The following is an 18,247-nucleotide window of genomic DNA, read 5'->3' on the forward strand; positions in this document are numbered from 1 at the left end:
TGACACAGTAAGCGACCTGAATATGAAAAACAAGTCTGTCTTTGTAGCGGTATTGTTGGCGGCGGGAGCCGCGTTCGCGGCCGCGCAATTGCTCCGTCAGGAGGCTGCAACGGCAGCCGTGGCGCCGCCCGCGCCGGCCGCGCCGGCGCATCCGAACGATTTGCAGTACCCGCAGGGCGCGGCGCAACTGGCACTGATCCGCGCGCAGCAACTGCCATCGGTAGCGCTGCCGGCTGGCGAAACGCTGAACGCGCGCGTGGCTTATGACGAAGACGCGACGGTGCGGCTTGGCGTCAGCGTGGCTGGCCGCGTGGCGGCAATCAAGGCGGCGCCGGGCGACCGTGTGCGCGCCGGACAGACGCTGGCGGAAATCGATTCGCCCGATTTCGGCGCGGCGCTGGCCGACGTGAGCAAGGCACGCGCCGACGAAGAATTGAAGCGGCTGGCGCTGGCCCGTGCCAAACAGCTCGGAGCGGGCGAGGGCATCGCCGGCAAGGACCAGGAGGCCGCGCAGGCCGACTACACACAGGCGCATGCCGAAACCGTGCGCGCCGAACAGCGCGTGCGCAACATCAATCCACATGGCGACCGCGTGCAGGGACAGCGCATCAGTCTTGTCAGCCCTATTGATGGCGTGGTGGCCGAGCGCGCGCTGACGCCATCACTGGAAGTCACGTCTGGCATGGCGACGCCGCTATTCGTGCTGACCAATCCGAACAAGCTTTGGTTGTTGATCGATGTGCCGGAAACCATGCTGGCGCAAGTGACGCTGGGTGCCGCTGTCGATGTCGAAAGCGATGCTTTCCCCGGCCAGCATTTCAAGGCCACGATCACCCAGCTGGGACAGGTGGTCGATCCGAACACCCGCCGGGTGCTGGTGCGCGCGCGGCTGGATAACCCGGAGCGCAAGCTGCTGCCGGAAATGTATGTGCGCAGCACGCTGTTGCAGCAACACGGCCAGGCGGTGAAGGTGCCCAACAGCGCGCTGGTCAATCGCGGTGTCTACACCTATGTGTTCGTGCAGTCGGCGCCGGGCCATTTCCAGCGGCGCCAGGTGCGCATGTTGACCCATGGCGAAGATGCCAGCTATCTGGGTGAGGGGGTGAGTGGCGGCGAGAATATTGTCACCACCGGCGCGTTGCTGCTGGATGCAGAGATGAGCGGTGGCGCGCAATGATTGACCGTGTGATTGTGTTTGCGCTGCGCCAGCGCGTGTTTGTGATGGTGCTGGTGTGCGCGCTGATCGGCTTTGGACTGTATGCGCTGTCCAATCTGCCGATCGAAGCCTTCCCGGATGTGCAGGACGTGCAGGTGCGGGTGATTTCGCAGTTGACCGGCCAGGCGCCGGAAGACATGGAGCGTACCGTGACCTTGCCGATCGAGCGTGAGGTAGCCGGCATTCCGCACCTGATCAACGTGCGCTCGGTCACCATGACCGGGCTGTCCATCGTCACGCTGACCTTCGACGATGACACCGATAATTATTTCGCACGCCAGCAGGTGACGGAGAAGCTCTCCACCGTCACGCTGCCGACCGGCGTGCAGCCGCAACTGGCGCCGCTGTCGACCGCGGTGGGCGAGGTCTATCGCTATGCGGTGGAGGCGCCGGGCATGGCGGAAGCCGATCTGCGCACGCTGCAGGACTGGACCATCCGTCCGGCGTTGCGCATGACGCCGGGCGTGGCGGATGTGGTCAGCTTCGGCGGCGCGATCAAGGAATACCAGATCGATGCCGATCCTTTCCTGCTCGGTAAATACCAGGTCACGCTGGATCAGGTGAGCCAGGCCATCAACAATGGCTCGGGCAGCGCCGGCGGTGGCTTGATGAAATTGGGCGATGCATCGCTGGTGGTCCGCTCGGCCGGCTTGTACGCCAGTCTGGACGACATCCGCCGTGTGGTGATCAGCGCCCGCGACGGCCGCGCCATCACGGTTGGCGACGTGGCGCAGGTACACGTCGGCGAGCGCCCGCGCTTCGGCATCGTCGGCTTCGACCGGCGCGACAGTGTGGTCGAAGGCATCGTCTCCATGACCAAGGGCGGCAATCCGTCCAGCATCAACGCCGATCTGAAGGACCGTATCGCCGCTTTGCAAAAGCATCTGCCGGCCGGCGTCAGCATCGTGCCTATTTATGACCGCACGGTGCTGGTGCATCACACCGTCACCACGGTGGTGGAAAACCTGGTGATCGGCGCTTTGCTGGTGATTGTGATTCTGGTTGTGTTCCTGTCCAGCTGGCGCGCGGCGCTGATCGTGGCGACGGTGATTCCGCTGGCGTTGCTGTTTGCCTTCATCCTGATGAACGCGCGCGGCGTCTCCGCCAACCTGATTTCGCTGGGCGCGGTGGATTTCGGCATCATCATCGATAGCGCGGTGGTGATCGTCGAGGCGCTGATGGTGCGCATGGCGTTGATGCCGACTCAGGACGCCAACCCGCTGGCGGCGCGCATGCACGTGCTGCACCGGACCATGGGCGACATGTCGCACCCGGTGCTGTTCTCCAAGGCCATCATCATTTTGGCGTTTGTGCCGATCTTCACCTTCCAGCGGGTGGAGGGCAAGATCTTCACGCCAGTGGCGCTGACCCTGTCGTTTGCCCTGCTGGGGGCTGTGCTGCTGACTTTTACGCTGGTGCCATCCATGCTGTCGTGGGCGATCCAGCGCCGGCCGCTGGTGGAAACGCCACGCGCCTGGCTGGAGGGGCTGCAGCACCGTTACCACGCAATGCTGGACTGGTCGCTGCGGCACGCCACACCGGTGCTGTCGCTGTCGCTGCTGCCGCTGGTGGTGGCCTTTACGCTGGCGCCGCAGCTGGGCAGCGAATTCATGCCCAAGCTGGATGAAGGGAATATCTGGCTGACCATCACCTTGCCGACATCGGCATCGCTGGAAACCACCAAATCGGTGGAGCGCCTGATGCGCGCGAAACTGCTGGAGTATCCGGAAGTGGCCCACATCATCAGCCAGGCCGGCCGTCCCGACGATGGCTCCGACCCCAAGGGACCGAACAATCTTGAAACCCTGGTCGACCTGAAGCCGCGCAAGGAGTGGCGCTTCGCCGACAAGGAGGCGCTGGTGGCCAGCATGTCTTCCAGCCTGGCCTCGATCCCCGGCGTGAACACCAATTTTTCGCAGGTGATCCAGGATAACGTGGAGGAGTCGCTGTCCGGCTTCCGTGGCGAGATCGTCGCCAAGATCAGCGGCGATGACCTGTCTATCCTGGAGAGCAAGGCGCAACAACTGGTGGACGTGATCCAGGGTATCCCCGGCGCCACCGACGTTGAGGCCACCCGCATCGGCGGCCAGAGCGAAGTGGTGGTGACGCCAGACCGTGGCCGGCTGGCGCGCTACGGCATCAGTATCGCTGACGTGAATACGCTGGTGAACGAGGCGCTGGCCGGCAACGCCGTCACCAGTTACTACGAACAGAATCAGCGTTTCGATGTGGTGCTGAAAGTGAATCCACAAAACCGCCAGAGCATCGATGCCATCGGCAGCCTGCGGCTGTCGGTGCCCGGCACCCAGGTCGGCAATGGTTCCGGCAGCGTGGCGCTGCGCGACGTCGCCAACATCGAGCTACGCCAGGGCGTGTCGCGCATTCAGCGCGAATCCGGTTCGCGCAGCGTGATCGTGAAAATGAATCTGCTGGGGCGTGATCAGGGCAGCTTTATCGACGAGGCACAGCGGCTGGTGCAGCAGTCGGTCAAACTACCGCCGGGATATGAGATCAGCTGGGGCGGACAATTCGAGAATTCGCAGCGCGCCGCGCGCCGGCTGGCGGTGATCATTCCGCTGACCGTGCTGTTGATGTTCTCGCTGTTGTTCTGGGCCTTCCGTTCGGTGCGACTGGCGGCGCTGGTGCTGGGCATGGTGCCATTTACCATGATCGGTGGGTTGGCGGCGCTGGCCCTGGCCGGCCTGCATCTGTCGGTATCGGCGGCGGTGGGCTTTATCGCGGTGGCCGGCATCTCGGTGCAAAACGGCGTGATCATGGTGGAAGAGGTGATGCAGCGCGTGCGTGAAGGAGCAACGGTGGTGCGCGCGGTGGTGGACGGCGCGGCCATGCGCCTGCGTCCGATCCTGATGACCGCGCTGATGGCGGGCATGGGACTACTGCCGGCGGCACTTTCGCATGGTATCGGCAGCGAGACGCAGCGGCCGTTCGCCTGCGTGATCGTTGGCGGCATTGTCACCGGCACTTTGTTTACCCTGATGGTGCTGCCGCTGGCATTGCGCCAATTCGCCAATTTCTCGGAGCCGGCCGATAGCGCCGTGGTGCAGCCATGAAGCGTGATTCTATCTACTGCGGCGCCATGCTGCTTCTGCTGACCGGTTGTGCCGTTGGCCCTGACTACAGCCGGCCAGCGCTGGACCTGCCGCAAACTTATGTGGCGCAACCGGAGCAGCACTATCAGCTGCAGGACATACAGAACAACTGGTGGACGGTGTTTCACTCGGATGAGCTGAACGCCCTGATCGAACAGGCATGGCGCGCCAACCCGAGCATCGCCTCGGCCGAAGCGGCACTGCGGGCGGCGCAGGAAAATGTCTATGCGCAGCAGGGCTACTTCCTGCCGACGGTGCAGGCGGGTTACACGCCGCAACGCACCAAGCTGGCCGGCAACCAGGGTGGCAACTCACCTGGCCTTCAGGGCAATGGCTCGGTGATTAGTACCGGAGAGGCCACGCCGGTGATCTACAACTTCCACACCGCCCAGGTGACGGTGGGTTATACGCCGGACGTATTCGGCGCCAACCGCCGTCAGGTGGAGTCGCTGGAGGCGCAGCGCCAGGCGCAGGGCTTGCAGCTGGAGGCGGCGTATATCACGCTGGCTTCCAATATCGTGGCCGCCGCCTTCCAGGACGGTTTGCTGCGCCAGCAGATCGACCTCACCCGGCACATCATCGCCAGCAGTCAGACCGCGCTGGAGCTGGCCGAGCGCCAGCATCGCGCTGGATACATTTCGCGCCAGGAGCTGGCGACACAGCAGGGCGCACTGGCGCAGGCGCGCCAGCTGTTGCCGCCACTGCAAAAGCAGCTGGAGCAAAATCGCGACCTGCTGCGGGTGCTGGCCGGTATCCGCAGCGACCAGCAGGTGCCGGCGTTTGAGCTGGCGCGCTTCCAACTGCCGGAACAGCTGCCGTTGACATTGCCGTCGCAGCTGGTTGAGCAGCGTCCCGATGTGCGGGCTGCGGAAGCGCTGCTGCGTTCCGCCAGCGCCGATGTCGGCGTGGCGCGCGCCGCGCGGTTGCCGCAGTTCGCCATCACAGGCACTGCCGGCGGCACCGCCAGCCAGTTTGGTCAGATGTTCTGGAACAGCGGTAAATTCTTCGAGCTGACCGCCAACGTCACGCAAACCCTGTTTGACGGCGGCACCCTGAAGCACCGCGAAAAGGCGGCGGACCAGGCGCTGCAAGGCGCCGTCGCCACCTATCGCTCGACAGTGGCAGCGGCGTTCCAGAATGTGGCGGACGTGCTGCACGCGATCGACAGCGACGCCGCCGTATTGGCGGCGGCACAGGAAGCCGATACCGCCGCCGGCACCGCATTGGAACTGGCGTTGCGCCAGCACGCACACGGCGCCGTGGACCGGATGGAACTGATCGCGGCGGAACAGAACAAGCGTCAGGCCGAGTTGACGCTGGCCCAGGCCAAGGCCGGCCAACTGGAAGACGCTGCCGCCTTGTACCAGGCGCTGGGTGGCGGCTGGTGGCATCGAAGTGAAGGAGAAAAGTATGAATAACATTAAGCTGATGCTGGCGGCGCTGTTGCTGCTATCCGGTTGCGCCAGCAAGACATTCGTCAACCGCGCCGACTGGGAGCAGGGCGCGCGGCACGGTTGGGTAGTGGGCGAGTACGCGGCTGGACAGCCGGTCGATACGCTGCCAGCCTGCATGGCCCGGTTGCCCGCCAACGAGCTGGCATCGCACCACTTTGTCCGGGTGCGCTACAGTCAGGCGCGATTGCAGCATGAGGTGGTGGTCGAGCTGCCAGCTGGCGCAGCGTTGCGCGACGGCGAGCAGGTCGAAGTATGGCCGGCCGATTGCGCCGCCGGCAAGCTGGCACACATTGACGGCACACCGCCGCAGGCAATGCGCCCATGAAGACAGCTGGTCCATTGCGGCAGCTCGCGGTCGTGTGCCTGATGGCGCCGGCGGCCGCTCTGCACGCGCAGCAAAGCGCCGATACCGGCTGGCGCATCGACGGCGATATCGGCGCCGGCGTGAACGCGACACCGACGGCGGCGCACGCGCGCGGCAATGGCACCACAGCGATCCCTTATCTGAACTTTGACGCGGGGCCGTTGTTTGCCCGCATCGATACCTTCGGCGTCAAGCTGGCGCCGGCCGGCGCTGGCAGCATCGAACTGCTGACGCGCGTGCTGTCGGATGGTTACACGCCGGCCAGCGCGGCGGCCGGCGGGCACCGCCGTGATTCGCTGCCTTTGGGCCTGGGGACGCTGCAAGTGACGTCATTTGGCGCGCTGATGGCCAACGTCTATCACGACGTTGGCAAATCGGGGGGTAATCTGGCGGACCTGATGTACGGCGCCGAGCTGCCCGCCGGCGAACTGACGCTGTACCCGCAACTGGGGGCGGAATACCGCTCGTCGGCTTATGTGCGCTACTACGATGGCGTCAGCGGTCACGCCGCCACCAATCCGTATGCGGCGCTGTTTGCCGAATGCCACCTCGGCGGCAGCTGGTACTTGAACGCCAATCTGCGCCGTACCTGGCTGGATCGGACGATACGCAGTAGTCCTCTGGTGCGGCGCGCCACGCTGGACGCCAACCTGGTAGCCGTGAGCTACCGCTTTAAATGAGATGTGAGAAAGAGCATGAAAACAATCATCCTGCCGGGCGGTGAGCACGCCGTACTGGCACTGCATGGCCTGTTGGGCAATCCGCTGGAGATGCAGTACATCGGCAAGCGTCTGCAACGCGCCGGCTATACGGTGGTGATCCCGCTGATTCCCGGCTACGGCTATGCCACCGGCGCCGGCCAGTCCTACCGCACCACCGACTATCAGGCATGGTACGCCGAGGTACTGCGCCATTTCGACCAACTGCGCGCCACCCACAAAACGGTATCGGTGGCGGGGCTGTGCATCGGCGCGGTGCTGGCGCTGCGGCTGGCGATGGATCGTGGCGACCAGATCGCCGCCTTGTCGCTGCTCTCGACCACGCTGGCCTATGACGGCTGGAGCCTGCCCTGGTATCGCTTTCTGCTGCCGCTGGCCTACTACACGCCGGCGCGCTATCTGTATGCCTACCAGGAGCGCCATCCCTATGGCCTGAAGAACGAGAACCTGCAACGCTGGATCGCGCGCGAAATGAAGCACAGCGGTTCGTCGGCGGCCGGCGCCTCGCGGCTGTCGGCCGAAGGCATCTTCCAGGCGCACCGGCTGATCAAGGAAGTGCGGCGCGGCCTGCCGAAAGTGCGCACGCCGGCGCTGATCGTGCATGCGCAGGAGGACGATGTCGCCAGCACCCACAGCGCTGATTTCGTCGAGCAGAACATCGGCTCGGACTACGTGCGCAAGCTGATTCTGCACGACTGCTACCACATCATCACCCTCGATAACGAAAAAGAGACCGTCGCGGACGAGACGATTGCCTTCCTGGGCAAACACGCCGCCAGCTACGGCATCAAACTGAAAATTGCTTAATCAAGAGAGATATATCATGACAAATTCGCTACCTACCGTCATCAAACTGTTGGCCAAGAGCCTGGAAGTATCGGAAGAATCGATCACCGGCCAAACCGAACTGGAGTCGCTGGGCGCCGATTCGCTGACCGTGGTTGAACTGATCTTCGACCTGGAAGAAGAGTTCAACATTCAGGTCGGCGACGAGCGTCCGAGTCTGGTGGTGGTGCAGGACATCGCCGATCAGATCGACCGCCACCTGGCGGCCAGCGGCGTGACGCCATGAACCAGCGGCGCGTCGTCATCACCGGCCTGGGCACGGTTTCCGCGCTGGGCCTCGGTGCCCGCAACAACTTCGAACGCGCATTGGCTGGCAGTAGCGGCATCGGCATGCTGGAACTGGGCGGCCGCTGGCAGCGGCCGGGGATACCGGCGGCACAGATCCGCTTCCCGCTGCCGGACTTGATCAAAACGTCGGAGCAGGCGCAGTTCGATCGTCACGCTTTGCTGGCCTGGACTGCCGCCAGCGAAGCGCTGCAGCAGGCCGGCATTGAAGTGGACCCGGCGCAGGCGGAGGACAGCGGCGTGTTCTGGGGCACCGGCATGGGCGGCGCGCTGACGCTGGAAGCGGGCTATGTCGACCTGTTCGCCGACGGGAAAAATCGCTTGCGTCCAATGACCGTGGTGGCCACCATGAGCAACGCGGCGGCGGCGCAGATCGCGCTGCGTGCGCATTTCAAGGGCACCGTCAACAATTACAGCAGCGCGTGCGTGTCGTCGGCGCAGGCCATCGGTGAAGCTTATCGTCACATCCGCCATGGCTATGCCGAGCGGGTGCTGGCTGGCGGCTCGGAAGCGATGCTGAGCTATGGCGTGGTCAGCGCATGGGATGCCTTGCGCGTGCTGGCCAGTGCCGGTGACGATCCGGCGCGCTCGTGCCTGCCGTTTTCGCTGGGCCGCAATGGCCTGGTATTGGGCGAGGCATCGGCAGCGGTGATGCTGGAATCGCTGGAATCGGCACAACGGCGCGGCGCCACCATTCTGGCCGAATTGGTGGGCTATGGCGCCAGCAATGACGCCAGCCATATCACCAAGCCGGATGTGGATGGCCAGGTACGTGCCATGAGCATGGCTTTGCGTGACTCTGGTTTGGCGCATGCAGACATCGGCTACATCAACGCGCACGGCGCCGGCACGGCGGCCGGTGATCTGGTGGAGACGCAGTCGATCCGTCAGACCTTTGGCGCGGCGGCCGGGCGGCTGGCGGTCAGTTCGACCAAGTCGGTACACGGCCACACGCTGGGCGCGGCCGGCGCGCTGGAATTCACGCTGGCGGTGCAGGCGCTGACCAGCGGTTCGATTCCACCGACAGCCTTCCTTGATCAAACCGACCCTGCATGCGATCTGGATTATGTGCCGCAGCACGCGCGCCATGGTCAGGCGCTGCAGGCGGTGATGTCGAATTCCTTCGCTTTTGGCGGCAGCAATGTGTCGCTGATCGTCAAACGGTACTAAGCGATGGCAAGCGCATGATGAACAGGGCGCCGCCGCCAGGCTGGTTGGCGGCTTCCAGTTTGCCGCCATAGGCGTGCATGATGGCCTGCGACAGCGCCAGGCCAAGGCCGAAGCCATCCACTTCGCCGGCGCGTGGGCGGCTGCCACGGAAGAAGCGGTCGAACACGAACGGCATTTCCGCTTCATCGATGCCCGGCCCCTGATCGGTGATGGTCAGGCGCGTGCCGTCGTGGTCCGCCAGCATGCGCAGCGTGACGCAGCCGCCGGCAGGCGAGAACTTGATGGCGTTGTCCAGCAGGTTGCGCAGCACCAGTGACAGCGGGCCGCGATCCACTTGCACCGGAGCGACCAGCTCATTCACCAGCATCAGCGCAACCTGTTTATCCTGCGCCACCGGCGCCATGCGGCTGACCGCGTCGGCGGCCAGACTGTCCAGCGACGCCAGCTCGGCTTGTGGGCGTTCCTGGCCGCCATCGATGCGGGCCAACATCAGCAGCTCTTCCACCAGCGTCGTCAGGCGCTCGACCTCGTCCAGGCAGGAGCGCAGCGCGGCTACATAATCGCTGTTTTCGCGCGGCCGGCGCAGCGTGATTTCGATTTCGGCGCGTAGCCTGGATAGCGGAGAGCGCAGTTCGTGCGAGGCGTCGGCGGTGAAGCGGCGCTGCATCTCGAATCCCTGTTCCAGTCGCTCCAGCATGGCGTTCAGGGTATTCACCAGGTGGCCGATTTCATCGTCGTCGCCGGGGTGCGGCAAGCGTTGATGGAGATTGCTGTCGCCGATGCGGTGTGCCTGGTCGACGATGTTTTCGATCGCCACAAACAATTTTCTGGACAACCGCGATCCGGCCCAACCCAGCGCCGCCAGCAGTGCCACCGCCATGCCGGTGAACAGGAAGGCGGCCGATTGCAATGTATGGTTGACGTCATCCAGCGAGCCAGCCACCTGCACCGCGTAGCTGCGCCCGTGCGCATGCGTTGGCACCGACACCATGCGCAGCGGCTCCTCGCTGGTGTCCGGCAGCGTGTCGAAGATGGTGGCGCCGGCCGCCAGTTGTGCCAACAGCGCCGCTGGCGCAGGCAGGTTTTCCGAGCCGAGATTGCTGCTGCGTGCCAGCGCGTGGCCGTTGCCATCGATGATCTGCACCAGCCGGTCGATGCGCGTCAGCGATGGCGGCGCGCTGCCGGTGGGCGCTTCGTGCACCCTTACCGGGCCGCCGTCGCCATCGGCCAGCATGGCCACTTCGGCTTCCGCCACCGCCAGCAGGGCGGCATCTAGCTGGCGATGCACGGATTGCGACAGCAACCACCAGCCGGCAGCGGCGGTGGCGCCGACCGTGAGCAGGATCGCCAGCAAATGCACCAGCATCAGTCGCTGGCGCAGGCTAAGCATCGCCGTCCTCCGGCAGCGCCAGGCGGAAGCCGCGTCCGCGCACGGTAGCGATCAGCGCCGGCATGCCTGGTTCATCGACTTTGCGGCGCAGGTTCTTGATATGCACGTCCATCAGGTTGTCGATGGCGATCAGGTCGGCGTGCCAGACGTGTTCCGCCAGCTGTTGGCGGCTGACCACCGCGCCGGTGTGGCGCATGAACAGTTCCAGGATGGCGTATTCCTTGGGCGTGAGGTCGAGCTTTACGCGGCCGCGATTGACGGCGCGGCTGGCTGGGTCCAGCACCAGGTCGGCCACCTGCAACGCCGCTGGCTGCAGGCGTTCGGCGCGGCGCAGCAGGGCGCGCACGCGTGCCAGCAGTTCATCGAAGACGAAGGGCTTGGTCAGGTAGTCGTCGGCGCCGGTATTCAGGCCGGTAATGCGGTCGGTGACGGCGTCGCGCGCGGTCAGCATCAGCACTGGCAGGTTGTGGCCGGCCTGGCGCCATTCGGCGCACAGCGTCACGCCGTCCTTACCGGGCATCATCCAGTCCAGGATGGCCATGTCGAACTGCGCTAGCGGCAGCGGCGCCGCCTCCTGCGCCGAATGGGCGACCGTCACCACGAAGCCTTCTTCTTCCAGCCCCCGCGCCAGCAGCCGCGCTGCCTTGTGATCGTCTTCTACCAACAGAATGTGCATGGCCCGAGTATAGCAGCGTCGCGTCGGGCCTTTCCTGAAGAAGAATTCAGGATGCGGTGCAGCATAAAAATTTAACATCTCGGCTGTGTAAAAAGAGAGGACTGCCATGAACAAGACCCCGCTGAAGAATTTTTATCTGCCCAGCCTCGTTGCCATTGCCGCTGTCGCGCTGACCGGCTGGAGTCTGGTGGGCCTGCACGCCAAGGAAGCGCCGGCGCCGGAACCGGTGGCCGCGCTGGTGCACGACGGCGAAGTGCTGCGCATACCGGAGCGGTCGCCGTTGCGGCGGTCGCTGGTGGTGGCGGCCATGCCTGAGCAAAGCGTGTCGGTGCCGTTTACGCTGCCGGCGGTGGTGGAGGCCGATCCGGCGCGGCTGGCGCGTGTGCTGCCGCCGCTGGCCGGGCGCATCGTCCGCCTCAACAAGCAATTGGGCGACGCGGTCAGGGCGGGCGAGGTGCTGTTCGTGATCGATGCACCGGATTTCGCGCAGGCGAATGCGGATGCGGCCAAGGCGCAATCGGCGCTGTTGCTGGCGCGCCGTAATCTGGAGCGTCAGCGCGAGCTGGCGCGTTCCGATATCGCGGCCGGCCGCGATGTCGAGCAGGCGCAGAGCGATTACGAGCAGGCCGCCAGCGAGGCCGCCCGCGCGACGGCACGGCTGGCACAGGCCGGCGGCGCAGCGCACGGCGGCTCGGGTGGCGTTGGGGCCGGTGCCGCAGCCGACGGCCGCACGGCGGGCGGTGGCCAGTTGGCGGTGCGCTCGCCGCTCTCCGGTCGCGTGGTGGCATTGGCTGCCACCGAAGGCGCTTACTGGAACGACGCCACCGCGCCGCTGATGACGGTGGCCGATCTGTCCAAAGTCTATATCAGCGCCAATGCGCAGGAAAAGGATTTGGCGCAGCTGTACGTCGGTCAGCAGGCGTCGGTGCGGCTGGACGCCTATCCCGCGCCACTGAAAGGCCAGGTGGCTTACGTGGGCGAGATGCTGGATGCGGACACCCGCACGGTCAAGGTGCGCCTGCCTTTCGATAACCGCGATGGCCGCCTCAAGCCCGGCATGTTTGCCGAGGCCACGCTCGAGGCGCGCCCGCATGCGGGCATTGTGGTGCCGATGTCGGCGGTGATACAGAGCGGTTTCTCCAGCCGTGCCTTTGTCGAGGTCAAGCCGTGGCAGTTCGCGCCGCGCGACCTGAAGCTGGGCGCGCAGATCGGTGAGCAAGTGGAAGTGCTGTCTGGCCTGAAGCCGGGCGAGCGCGTGGTGGTCAAGGATGGAGTGCTGCTGAATGATTGAACGTCTCGTCACCCTGTGCTTTAACCGGCGCGGCATTGTCTCGCTGATCTTCCTGATGGTGGCGCTGTATGGCGGCTATTGCTGGACCCAGCTGCCGCTGGAAGCCTATCCGGATATCGCCGACACCACCTCGCAGGTGGTCACCCAGGTCAACGGCCTGGCCGCCGAGGAAGTCGAACAGCAGATCACCATTCCGCTGGAGCGCGAGATCATGGGCACGCCCGGCATGCATGTGATGCGCTCGAAGTCGACCTTCGGCCTGTCGCTGATTACCGTGGTGTTCCAGGATGGCGCCGAGGATTACTGGTCGCGCCAGCGGCTGCAGGAACGCATCGCCGGCGTCAGCCTGCCGTATGGCGCGCAGCCGTCGCTGGACCCTCTGACCTCGCCGATCGGTGAAATCTACCGCTATACGCTGGAATCGAAGACGCGCGACCTGCGCGAGTTGTCGGAGCTGCAGCGCTGGAAGGTGATCCCGCGCCTGAAACAGGCGGCCGGTGTGGTCGATGTCAGCAATTTCGGCGGCATCACCACCCAGTTCCTGCTGGAGTTCGATCCGGCCAAACTGTCCAAGTACAACCTGTCGCTGACGCAGATCACGCAGGCCATCTCCGCCAATAACGCCAATGCCGGCGGCAGTGTGCTGACGCGCGGCGAGCAGGGGCTGGTGGTGCGCGGCGTCGGCCTGATTCATAACCTGGACGATCTGGGTAACATCGTGGTCACGCAGAAGGATGGCGTGCCGGTATTGGTCAAGGATCTGGGCAACGTCACGCTGGGGCAGCAGGAGCGCCACGGTGTGCTGGGCAAGGATCATGTGTCCGACACCGTATCCGGCATCGTGCTGCTGCTGAAGAACGAGAATCCATCGCGCGTGATCGCTGGCGTGCACGAGGCGGTACAGGATCTGAACGATCATCTGCTGCCCAAGGATGTGAAAGTGGTGCCCTACATGGACCGCAGCACGCTGGTGGACGCCACTGTGCACACGGTTGGCAAGACTTTGGTGGAAGGCGTGGTGCTGGTGACGCTGGTGCTGGTGCTGTTCCTCGGCAGCCCGCGCGCGGCGCTGATCGCGGCGGCGGCGATTCCGGTGTCGTTGATGATCGCCTTCATCCTGATGCATCACTTTAAAATCCCGGCCAATCTGCTGTCGCTGGGCGCGATCGACTTCGGCATCATTGTCGATGGTGCGATCTTTGTGCTGGAGGCGATCCTGCGCAAGCGCGAGGAACAGCCGGATGGTCTGATGTCCGCCAAGTCCGCCATGCAGGCGACGCTGCAGGTGATGCGGCCGACGTTCTTCGGCATGCTGGTGATTATGATCGCTTATCTGCCGCTGTTCGCGTTCCAACGCATCGAGTACAAGCTGTTTTCACCGATGGCGTTCGCGGTGGGCTTTGCCCTGCTTGGCGCGCTGCTGATGACCATGATGCTGATACCGGGCATGGCTTTCTGGGCATTCCGCAAGCCGCGCAAGATCTTCCACAATCCGCTGCTGGAGTGGCTGATGCCGCGTTACGAAAGCCTGCTGCAACGGCTGGTCGGCAAGTCGCGGCTGGTGCTGGCACTGGCCGTCGCCACGCTGGTCGGCGTGGTGCTGCTGGGCGGTGCCATCGGCCGCGACTTCCTGCCGACGCTGGACGAAGGCTCGATCTGGCTGCAGGTGACGCTGCCGCCGGGGATTTCGTTGACCAAGGCGACCCAGATGGCCGACGCGCTGCGCGAGGAAACGCTGAAGGAGCCGCAGGTGGCGCATGTGGTGACGCAGCTGGGCCGCAATGACGAGGGCACCGATCCGTTCACGCCGTCGCATATCGAATGTGCGGTGACGCTGCATCCGTACAGCGAATGGCCGTCGGGCATGAGCAAGCAGGATCTGATCGACAAGCTGGCGGCGCGCTTCCGCGAGCTGCCACGCACCGATGTCGGTTTCTCGCAGCCGATGATCGACGGTGTGCTGGACAAGCTGGCCGGCGCGCACAGCGATCTGGTGGTGAAGGTGTATGGCGAGGACTTCCACCAGACTCGCAAGCTGGCCAGCGCGGTGGAGCATCTGTTGCGCACCGTACCGGGTGCCGAGGATGTGATTATCGACCAGGAGCCGCCGCTGCCGCAGGTGCGTATCGACGTTGATCGCGCCGCCGCCGCGCGGCTGGGCATCAATGTGGCGGACGTGATGGCACTGATCCAGACCGGCATCGGCGGCAGTCCGGTGGCGCAAGTGTTCGTGGATGACCGCAGCTACGATGTGGCGGCGCGCTTCAGCGGCAATACCCGCAACAATCCGCAGGCCATCGGCGATCTGGTATTGAACGCGGCGAACGGCGCGCATGTGGCGTTGGCGCAGGTGGCGCATATCAGCCTGGCCGAGGGCGAGACCACCATCACGCGCGAGATGAACCGGCGTCACCTGACGGTGCGGACCAATTTGCGTGGCCGCGACCTGTCGTCGTTCCTGGCGGAGGCGCAGTCGCGCATCGAGCATGAGGTGCCGTATGACCATGCGCGCTACCAGATTACCTGGGGCGGGCAGTTCGAGAATCAGCAGCGCGCGCAGGCGCGGCTGGCGGTGATCGTGCCGGCGGTGCTGGCGCTGATGTTTGTGATGCTGTTCTCGGAGTTCGGCAATCTGCGTCAGCCTGGCCTGATTTTGCTGGCGGTGCCGCTGTCGCTGCTGGGCGGGCTGGTGGCGCTGCAGATGCGCGGCATGACGCTGAATGTGTCGTCGGCGGTGGGCTTTATCGCGCTGTTTGGCGTATCGGTGCTGAATGCGGTGGTGATGCTGGCGAACTTGAACCGCTGGCGCAAGCTGCTGCCTGAGGATTTGCGCTCGGCGGTCATCAACGGTGCGCGTGAGCGCGTGCGTCCGGTGTTGACCACCGCGACCGTGGCCGCGCTGGGACTGGTGCCGGCGGCGCTGGCGCACGGCTTGGGCAGCGATGTGCAACGGCCGCTGGCGACGGTGGTGGTGGGCGGTCTGGTTACCGCCACCGTGCTGACGCTGGTGCTGCTGCCTGCCCTGTACTATCTGATAGAAGACCGCCACGCGCGTCGCCAGCCGGTTGAAGGCAAGGTGACGCTGGATGCGGTCGATGGAGAGCACGCATGATGAAACTGAATTTTTCCGCTATTGCTGTAGCTGTGCTGTTGAGCGGCTGTGCGGCTGGCCCGGATTTCGTCCATCCCGCCGCGCCGTCGGTGGCGCGCTACACCGTCGAGCCGCTGACTGGCGATAGCGGTGCGCAGCGGCTGGTGGCCGGGCAGGACGTGCCGTCCCGCTGGTGGACGCTGTTCGGCTCCGACGAGCTGAATGCGCTGGTGGATGCCGCGCTGGCTGCCAATCCTGATTTGCAGGCGGCGGAAGCTGGCCTGCGAGCGGCGCGCGAACTGGCAGCGGCGCAGCGGGGCGCGTATGCTCCCAGCGTCGATCTGCAATTGACGCCGAGCCGTCAGCAGGTGGCCGATTCGCTGTCCAGCCCCACCGCGTCCGGCACCAATCTGTACACGCTGCACACGGCGCAGCTGAACATCGGTTACGCGCCGGATGTCTTCGGCGGCACGCGCCGGGCGGTGGAGCAGGGCGATGCGCAAGCCGATGTCGCCCGCGCCCAGCGCGATGCAGCCCGGCTGACATTGGTCTCGAACCTGGTGCTGGCCGCCATTAATGAGGCCTCGCTGCACGCGCAGCTCGACCTGCAGCGTAGCCTGACGGACAGCGCTCGCCAGCAGATGGATGCGGTCCGCAAGCAGCAACAAGCCGGCCAGCTCGGCGCGGCCGACGTGGCGGCGCAAGAAGCCTTGCTGGCACAAGCCGAAGCCGGCCTGCCGCCGCTGGAGAAGCAATTGGCGCAGCAGCGCAATCTGCTGGCCGTGCTGACCGGGCGTCTGCCTGGCGATGACGATGGCAACGGCGCCGCGCACCGCAGCAGCAAGGCGGACGCTATCCGCGAGGGCGCGGGCGACCACGGGGGCAGCCCAGAGCACGGAGCGGGGCGCGAAGCGGGAGGCGAAGCGAGGCACGCGGTCGACGGCGGCCACGCCGCCCTGCGCCTGGACTTCGCCAGCCTGCGTCTACCGGAGCAACTGCCACTTAGTCTGCCGGCGCGGCTGGTCGAGCAGCGGCCGGATATCCGCGCCGCCGAGGCTCAACTGCACGCGGCCAGCGCGGCGATCGGCATCGCGCAGGCCGCGCGCCTGCCCGACATCTCGCTGAACGCGACACTGGGTAGCTCCGCGCTGACCACCGGCACGCTGTTCAACGCCGGCACCGGCTTCTGGAGCATCGGCGCGAACCTGGTGCAGCCGCTATTCCATGGCGGCGCCTTGATGCATCAGCAGCGTGCGGCGGAAGCCAGCTATGAACAGTCGGCCGCGCAGTACCGCTGCACCGTGCTGACCGCATTCCAGAACGTGGCCGACACGCTGCACGCCATCGACGCTGACGCGCGCGGCCTGCGCGCCTCTGCCAACGCCGAGCAGGCCGCAGCGCGCAGCCTGGCGATCGCTCAACGCCAGTGGCAGCTGGGGGCGGTGGGGCATCCCGCAGTGCTGCAGGCCGAACAAGCGTACCGCCAGGCGGTGATGGGATTGGCGCAGGCGCAAACGGCGCGCTACGCCGACACGGTCGCGCTGTTCCAGGCGCTGGGGGGCGGCTGGGCCGAGTAGCTGGCCGAGTAGCGGGCCAACTAGCGGGCCGGCGCGGCCACCGAGCCGCGCCGCGTCACCGTCACCGGGAAATCGCGGCTGATTTCATGCTGGGTGCCATAGCAAAGATTGAGCAACCAGCGCACCGCATTCTGCGTCAGCTGCTGCATCGGGATATGCACCGAGGTCAGGCCGGGCGATGAATACTCGGCCGAATAATCGTCGTCGTAACCGACGATCGACACCTGCTCCGGCACCCGCAAACCGGCGCGATGCAAGCAAGCCATCGCCGCCACCGCCATCTCGTCATTGGCGCAGAACAGGCCCGTAAAATCGACGCCGTCGTCGAGCAACTGCTGGGCGGCGGCAAAACCGCCTTCACGCGAGAAGTCCGACGCAACCAGCCGCACCTCGTCGCGCGCGACGCCATGCCGCGCCAGCGCATCGAAAAAGCCATTCAGCCGCGCCTCGTTGTCGGAGGTGCCGGCCGGCCCCGAAATCACCGCCAGCTTGCGATGTCCAGCTTCCAGCAGCGTTTGCGCCGCCAGCTCGCCGCCATGATAATGATCCGGGTAGAACGACGACGCCTCCAGCGTTGCGCTGCGCCGATTCAGAAACGCCAGCTTGGGATGCATCTTGTGCAGCATCTGCATGTCCTCATCCAGCAGATCGTGGCCCAGCACCACGATACCGTCGCAATCGCGGCCGATCAGGAACTTCACCGCCTCGATGGCTTCCTCGCGCGGCGTGCCGTCGCCGCAGCCGGTGGCCACCACCACATGGCGGCGCATGGCGCGTAATTCGATGTCAGTCTGTTTGAGTATGGTGCCGTAGTAGGCGCCGAAGAAGGAGGGGACGAAGATGCCGATCATGCCCAGCGATTGGGCCGACAGTGCGCGGCCGAGGGAGGACGGGCGGAAGTTCAGCTGTTCGATTGCGGCTTGCACCTTTTTCAACGACTCGGCGGACACCGGGCCGGCGCCCGAGATGGCGCGCGATGCCGTCGACATGCCGACGCCGGCAAGTATTGCGACGTCTTTCAGTGTTGCCACACAATCTCCTCTGGTAAGCCGCTTCAA

The 18,247-nt window shown here is 65.3% G+C and carries 14 protein-coding genes; 11 read left to right on the forward strand and 3 right to left on the reverse strand.

Going from position 1 to position 18,247, the window contains the following annotated elements:
- Positions 1 to 22 precede the first annotated feature (22 nt).
- From GJ699_RS26805 to GJ699_RS26840, 8 genes are read left to right on the forward strand one after another with little or no spacing between them, the layout of a single operon-like run.
- Entirely contained in the window at positions 23 to 1,177 is a 1,155-nt protein-coding gene (locus GJ699_RS26805) for an efflux RND transporter periplasmic adaptor subunit (RefSeq protein WP_154382189.1), read from the forward strand.
- The gene (locus tag GJ699_RS26810; protein WP_154382191.1) at positions 1,174 to 4,287 is read left to right on the forward strand and encodes an efflux RND transporter permease subunit; all 3,114 of its coding nucleotides are present in this window, start codon (positions 1,174 to 1,176) and stop codon (positions 4,285 to 4,287) included. Before GJ699_RS26805 ends, GJ699_RS26810 begins: the two co-directional genes overlap by 4 nt.
- Positions 4,284 to 5,744 carry an efflux transporter outer membrane subunit gene (locus GJ699_RS26815; RefSeq protein WP_229262312.1) on the forward strand — a complete coding sequence of 487 codons (1,461 nt, stop codon included), beginning with the start codon at positions 4,284 to 4,286 and terminating at the stop codon, positions 5,742 to 5,744. Before GJ699_RS26810 ends, GJ699_RS26815 begins: the two co-directional genes overlap by 4 nt.
- On the forward strand, positions 5,737 to 6,105 hold the full coding sequence (locus tag GJ699_RS26820; protein ID WP_154382193.1) for a hypothetical protein: 369 nt from the start codon (positions 5,737 to 5,739) through the stop codon (positions 6,103 to 6,105). Before GJ699_RS26815 ends, GJ699_RS26820 begins: the two co-directional genes overlap by 8 nt.
- On the forward strand, positions 6,102 to 6,824 hold the full coding sequence (locus GJ699_RS26825; protein WP_229262313.1) for a MipA/OmpV family protein: 723 nt from the start codon (positions 6,102 to 6,104) through the stop codon (positions 6,822 to 6,824). Before GJ699_RS26820 ends, GJ699_RS26825 begins: the two co-directional genes overlap by 4 nt.
- 15 nt (positions 6,825 to 6,839) lie before the next feature.
- The gene (locus GJ699_RS26830) at positions 6,840 to 7,670 is read left to right on the forward strand and encodes an alpha/beta hydrolase (protein WP_154382195.1); all 831 of its coding nucleotides are present in this window, start codon (positions 6,840 to 6,842) and stop codon (positions 7,668 to 7,670) included.
- A 16-nt stretch (positions 7,671 to 7,686) separates the two neighbouring features.
- Positions 7,687 to 7,935 (forward strand): phosphopantetheine-binding protein, encoded by a 249-nt coding sequence (locus GJ699_RS26835; protein WP_154382197.1) that lies wholly within the window; start codon positions 7,687 to 7,689, stop codon positions 7,933 to 7,935.
- Complete coding sequence (locus GJ699_RS26840) at positions 7,932 to 9,164, forward strand: beta-ketoacyl-[acyl-carrier-protein] synthase family protein (protein ID WP_154382199.1); 1,233 nt, start codon at positions 7,932 to 7,934, stop codon at positions 9,162 to 9,164. Before GJ699_RS26835 ends, GJ699_RS26840 begins: the two co-directional genes overlap by 4 nt.
- Here GJ699_RS26840 and GJ699_RS26845 read toward each other — a convergent pair.
- The gene (locus GJ699_RS26845) at positions 9,151 to 10,554 is read right to left on the reverse strand and encodes a sensor histidine kinase (RefSeq protein ID WP_154382202.1); all 1,404 of its coding nucleotides are present in this window, start codon (positions 10,552 to 10,554) and stop codon (positions 9,151 to 9,153) included. The two genes, GJ699_RS26840 and GJ699_RS26845, sit on opposite strands and share 14 nt — an antisense overlap.
- A complete protein-coding gene (locus GJ699_RS26850; protein ID WP_154382204.1) occupies positions 10,547 to 11,230 on the reverse strand; it encodes a response regulator transcription factor in 684 nt (227 codons plus the stop codon). Before GJ699_RS26850 ends, GJ699_RS26845 begins: the two co-directional genes overlap by 8 nt.
- A gap of 106 nt (positions 11,231 to 11,336) precedes the next feature.
- Here GJ699_RS26850 and GJ699_RS26855 point away from each other — a divergent pair, with 106 nt between their 5' ends.
- From GJ699_RS26855 to GJ699_RS26865, 3 genes are read left to right on the forward strand one after another with little or no spacing between them, the layout of a single operon-like run.
- Positions 11,337 to 12,521 (forward strand): efflux RND transporter periplasmic adaptor subunit, encoded by a 1,185-nt coding sequence (locus GJ699_RS26855; RefSeq protein WP_154382206.1) that lies wholly within the window; start codon positions 11,337 to 11,339, stop codon positions 12,519 to 12,521.
- Positions 12,514 to 15,633: an efflux RND transporter permease subunit gene (locus tag GJ699_RS26860; protein WP_154382208.1), complete on the forward strand. Its 3,120-nt coding sequence runs from the start codon at positions 12,514 to 12,516 to the stop codon at positions 15,631 to 15,633. Before GJ699_RS26855 ends, GJ699_RS26860 begins: the two co-directional genes overlap by 8 nt.
- The gene (locus GJ699_RS26865; protein ID WP_154382210.1) at positions 15,630 to 17,189 is read left to right on the forward strand and encodes an efflux transporter outer membrane subunit; all 1,560 of its coding nucleotides are present in this window, start codon (positions 15,630 to 15,632) and stop codon (positions 17,187 to 17,189) included. The genes GJ699_RS26860 and GJ699_RS26865 overlap by 4 nt, the downstream gene beginning before the upstream one ends.
- A gap of 20 nt (positions 17,190 to 17,209) precedes the next feature.
- On the opposite strand, the gene GJ699_RS26870 is transcribed toward GJ699_RS26865, so the two are convergent.
- On the reverse strand, positions 17,210 to 18,220 hold the full coding sequence (locus tag GJ699_RS26870; RefSeq protein ID WP_371867681.1) for a LacI family DNA-binding transcriptional regulator: 1,011 nt from the start codon (positions 18,218 to 18,220) through the stop codon (positions 17,210 to 17,212).
- Positions 18,221 to 18,247: the final 27 nt, after the last annotated feature.

Source organism: Duganella guangzhouensis, from assembly GCF_009674535.1.
GTDB classification, from domain to species: domain Bacteria; phylum Pseudomonadota; class Gammaproteobacteria; order Burkholderiales; family Burkholderiaceae_D; genus Rugamonas; species Rugamonas guangzhouensis.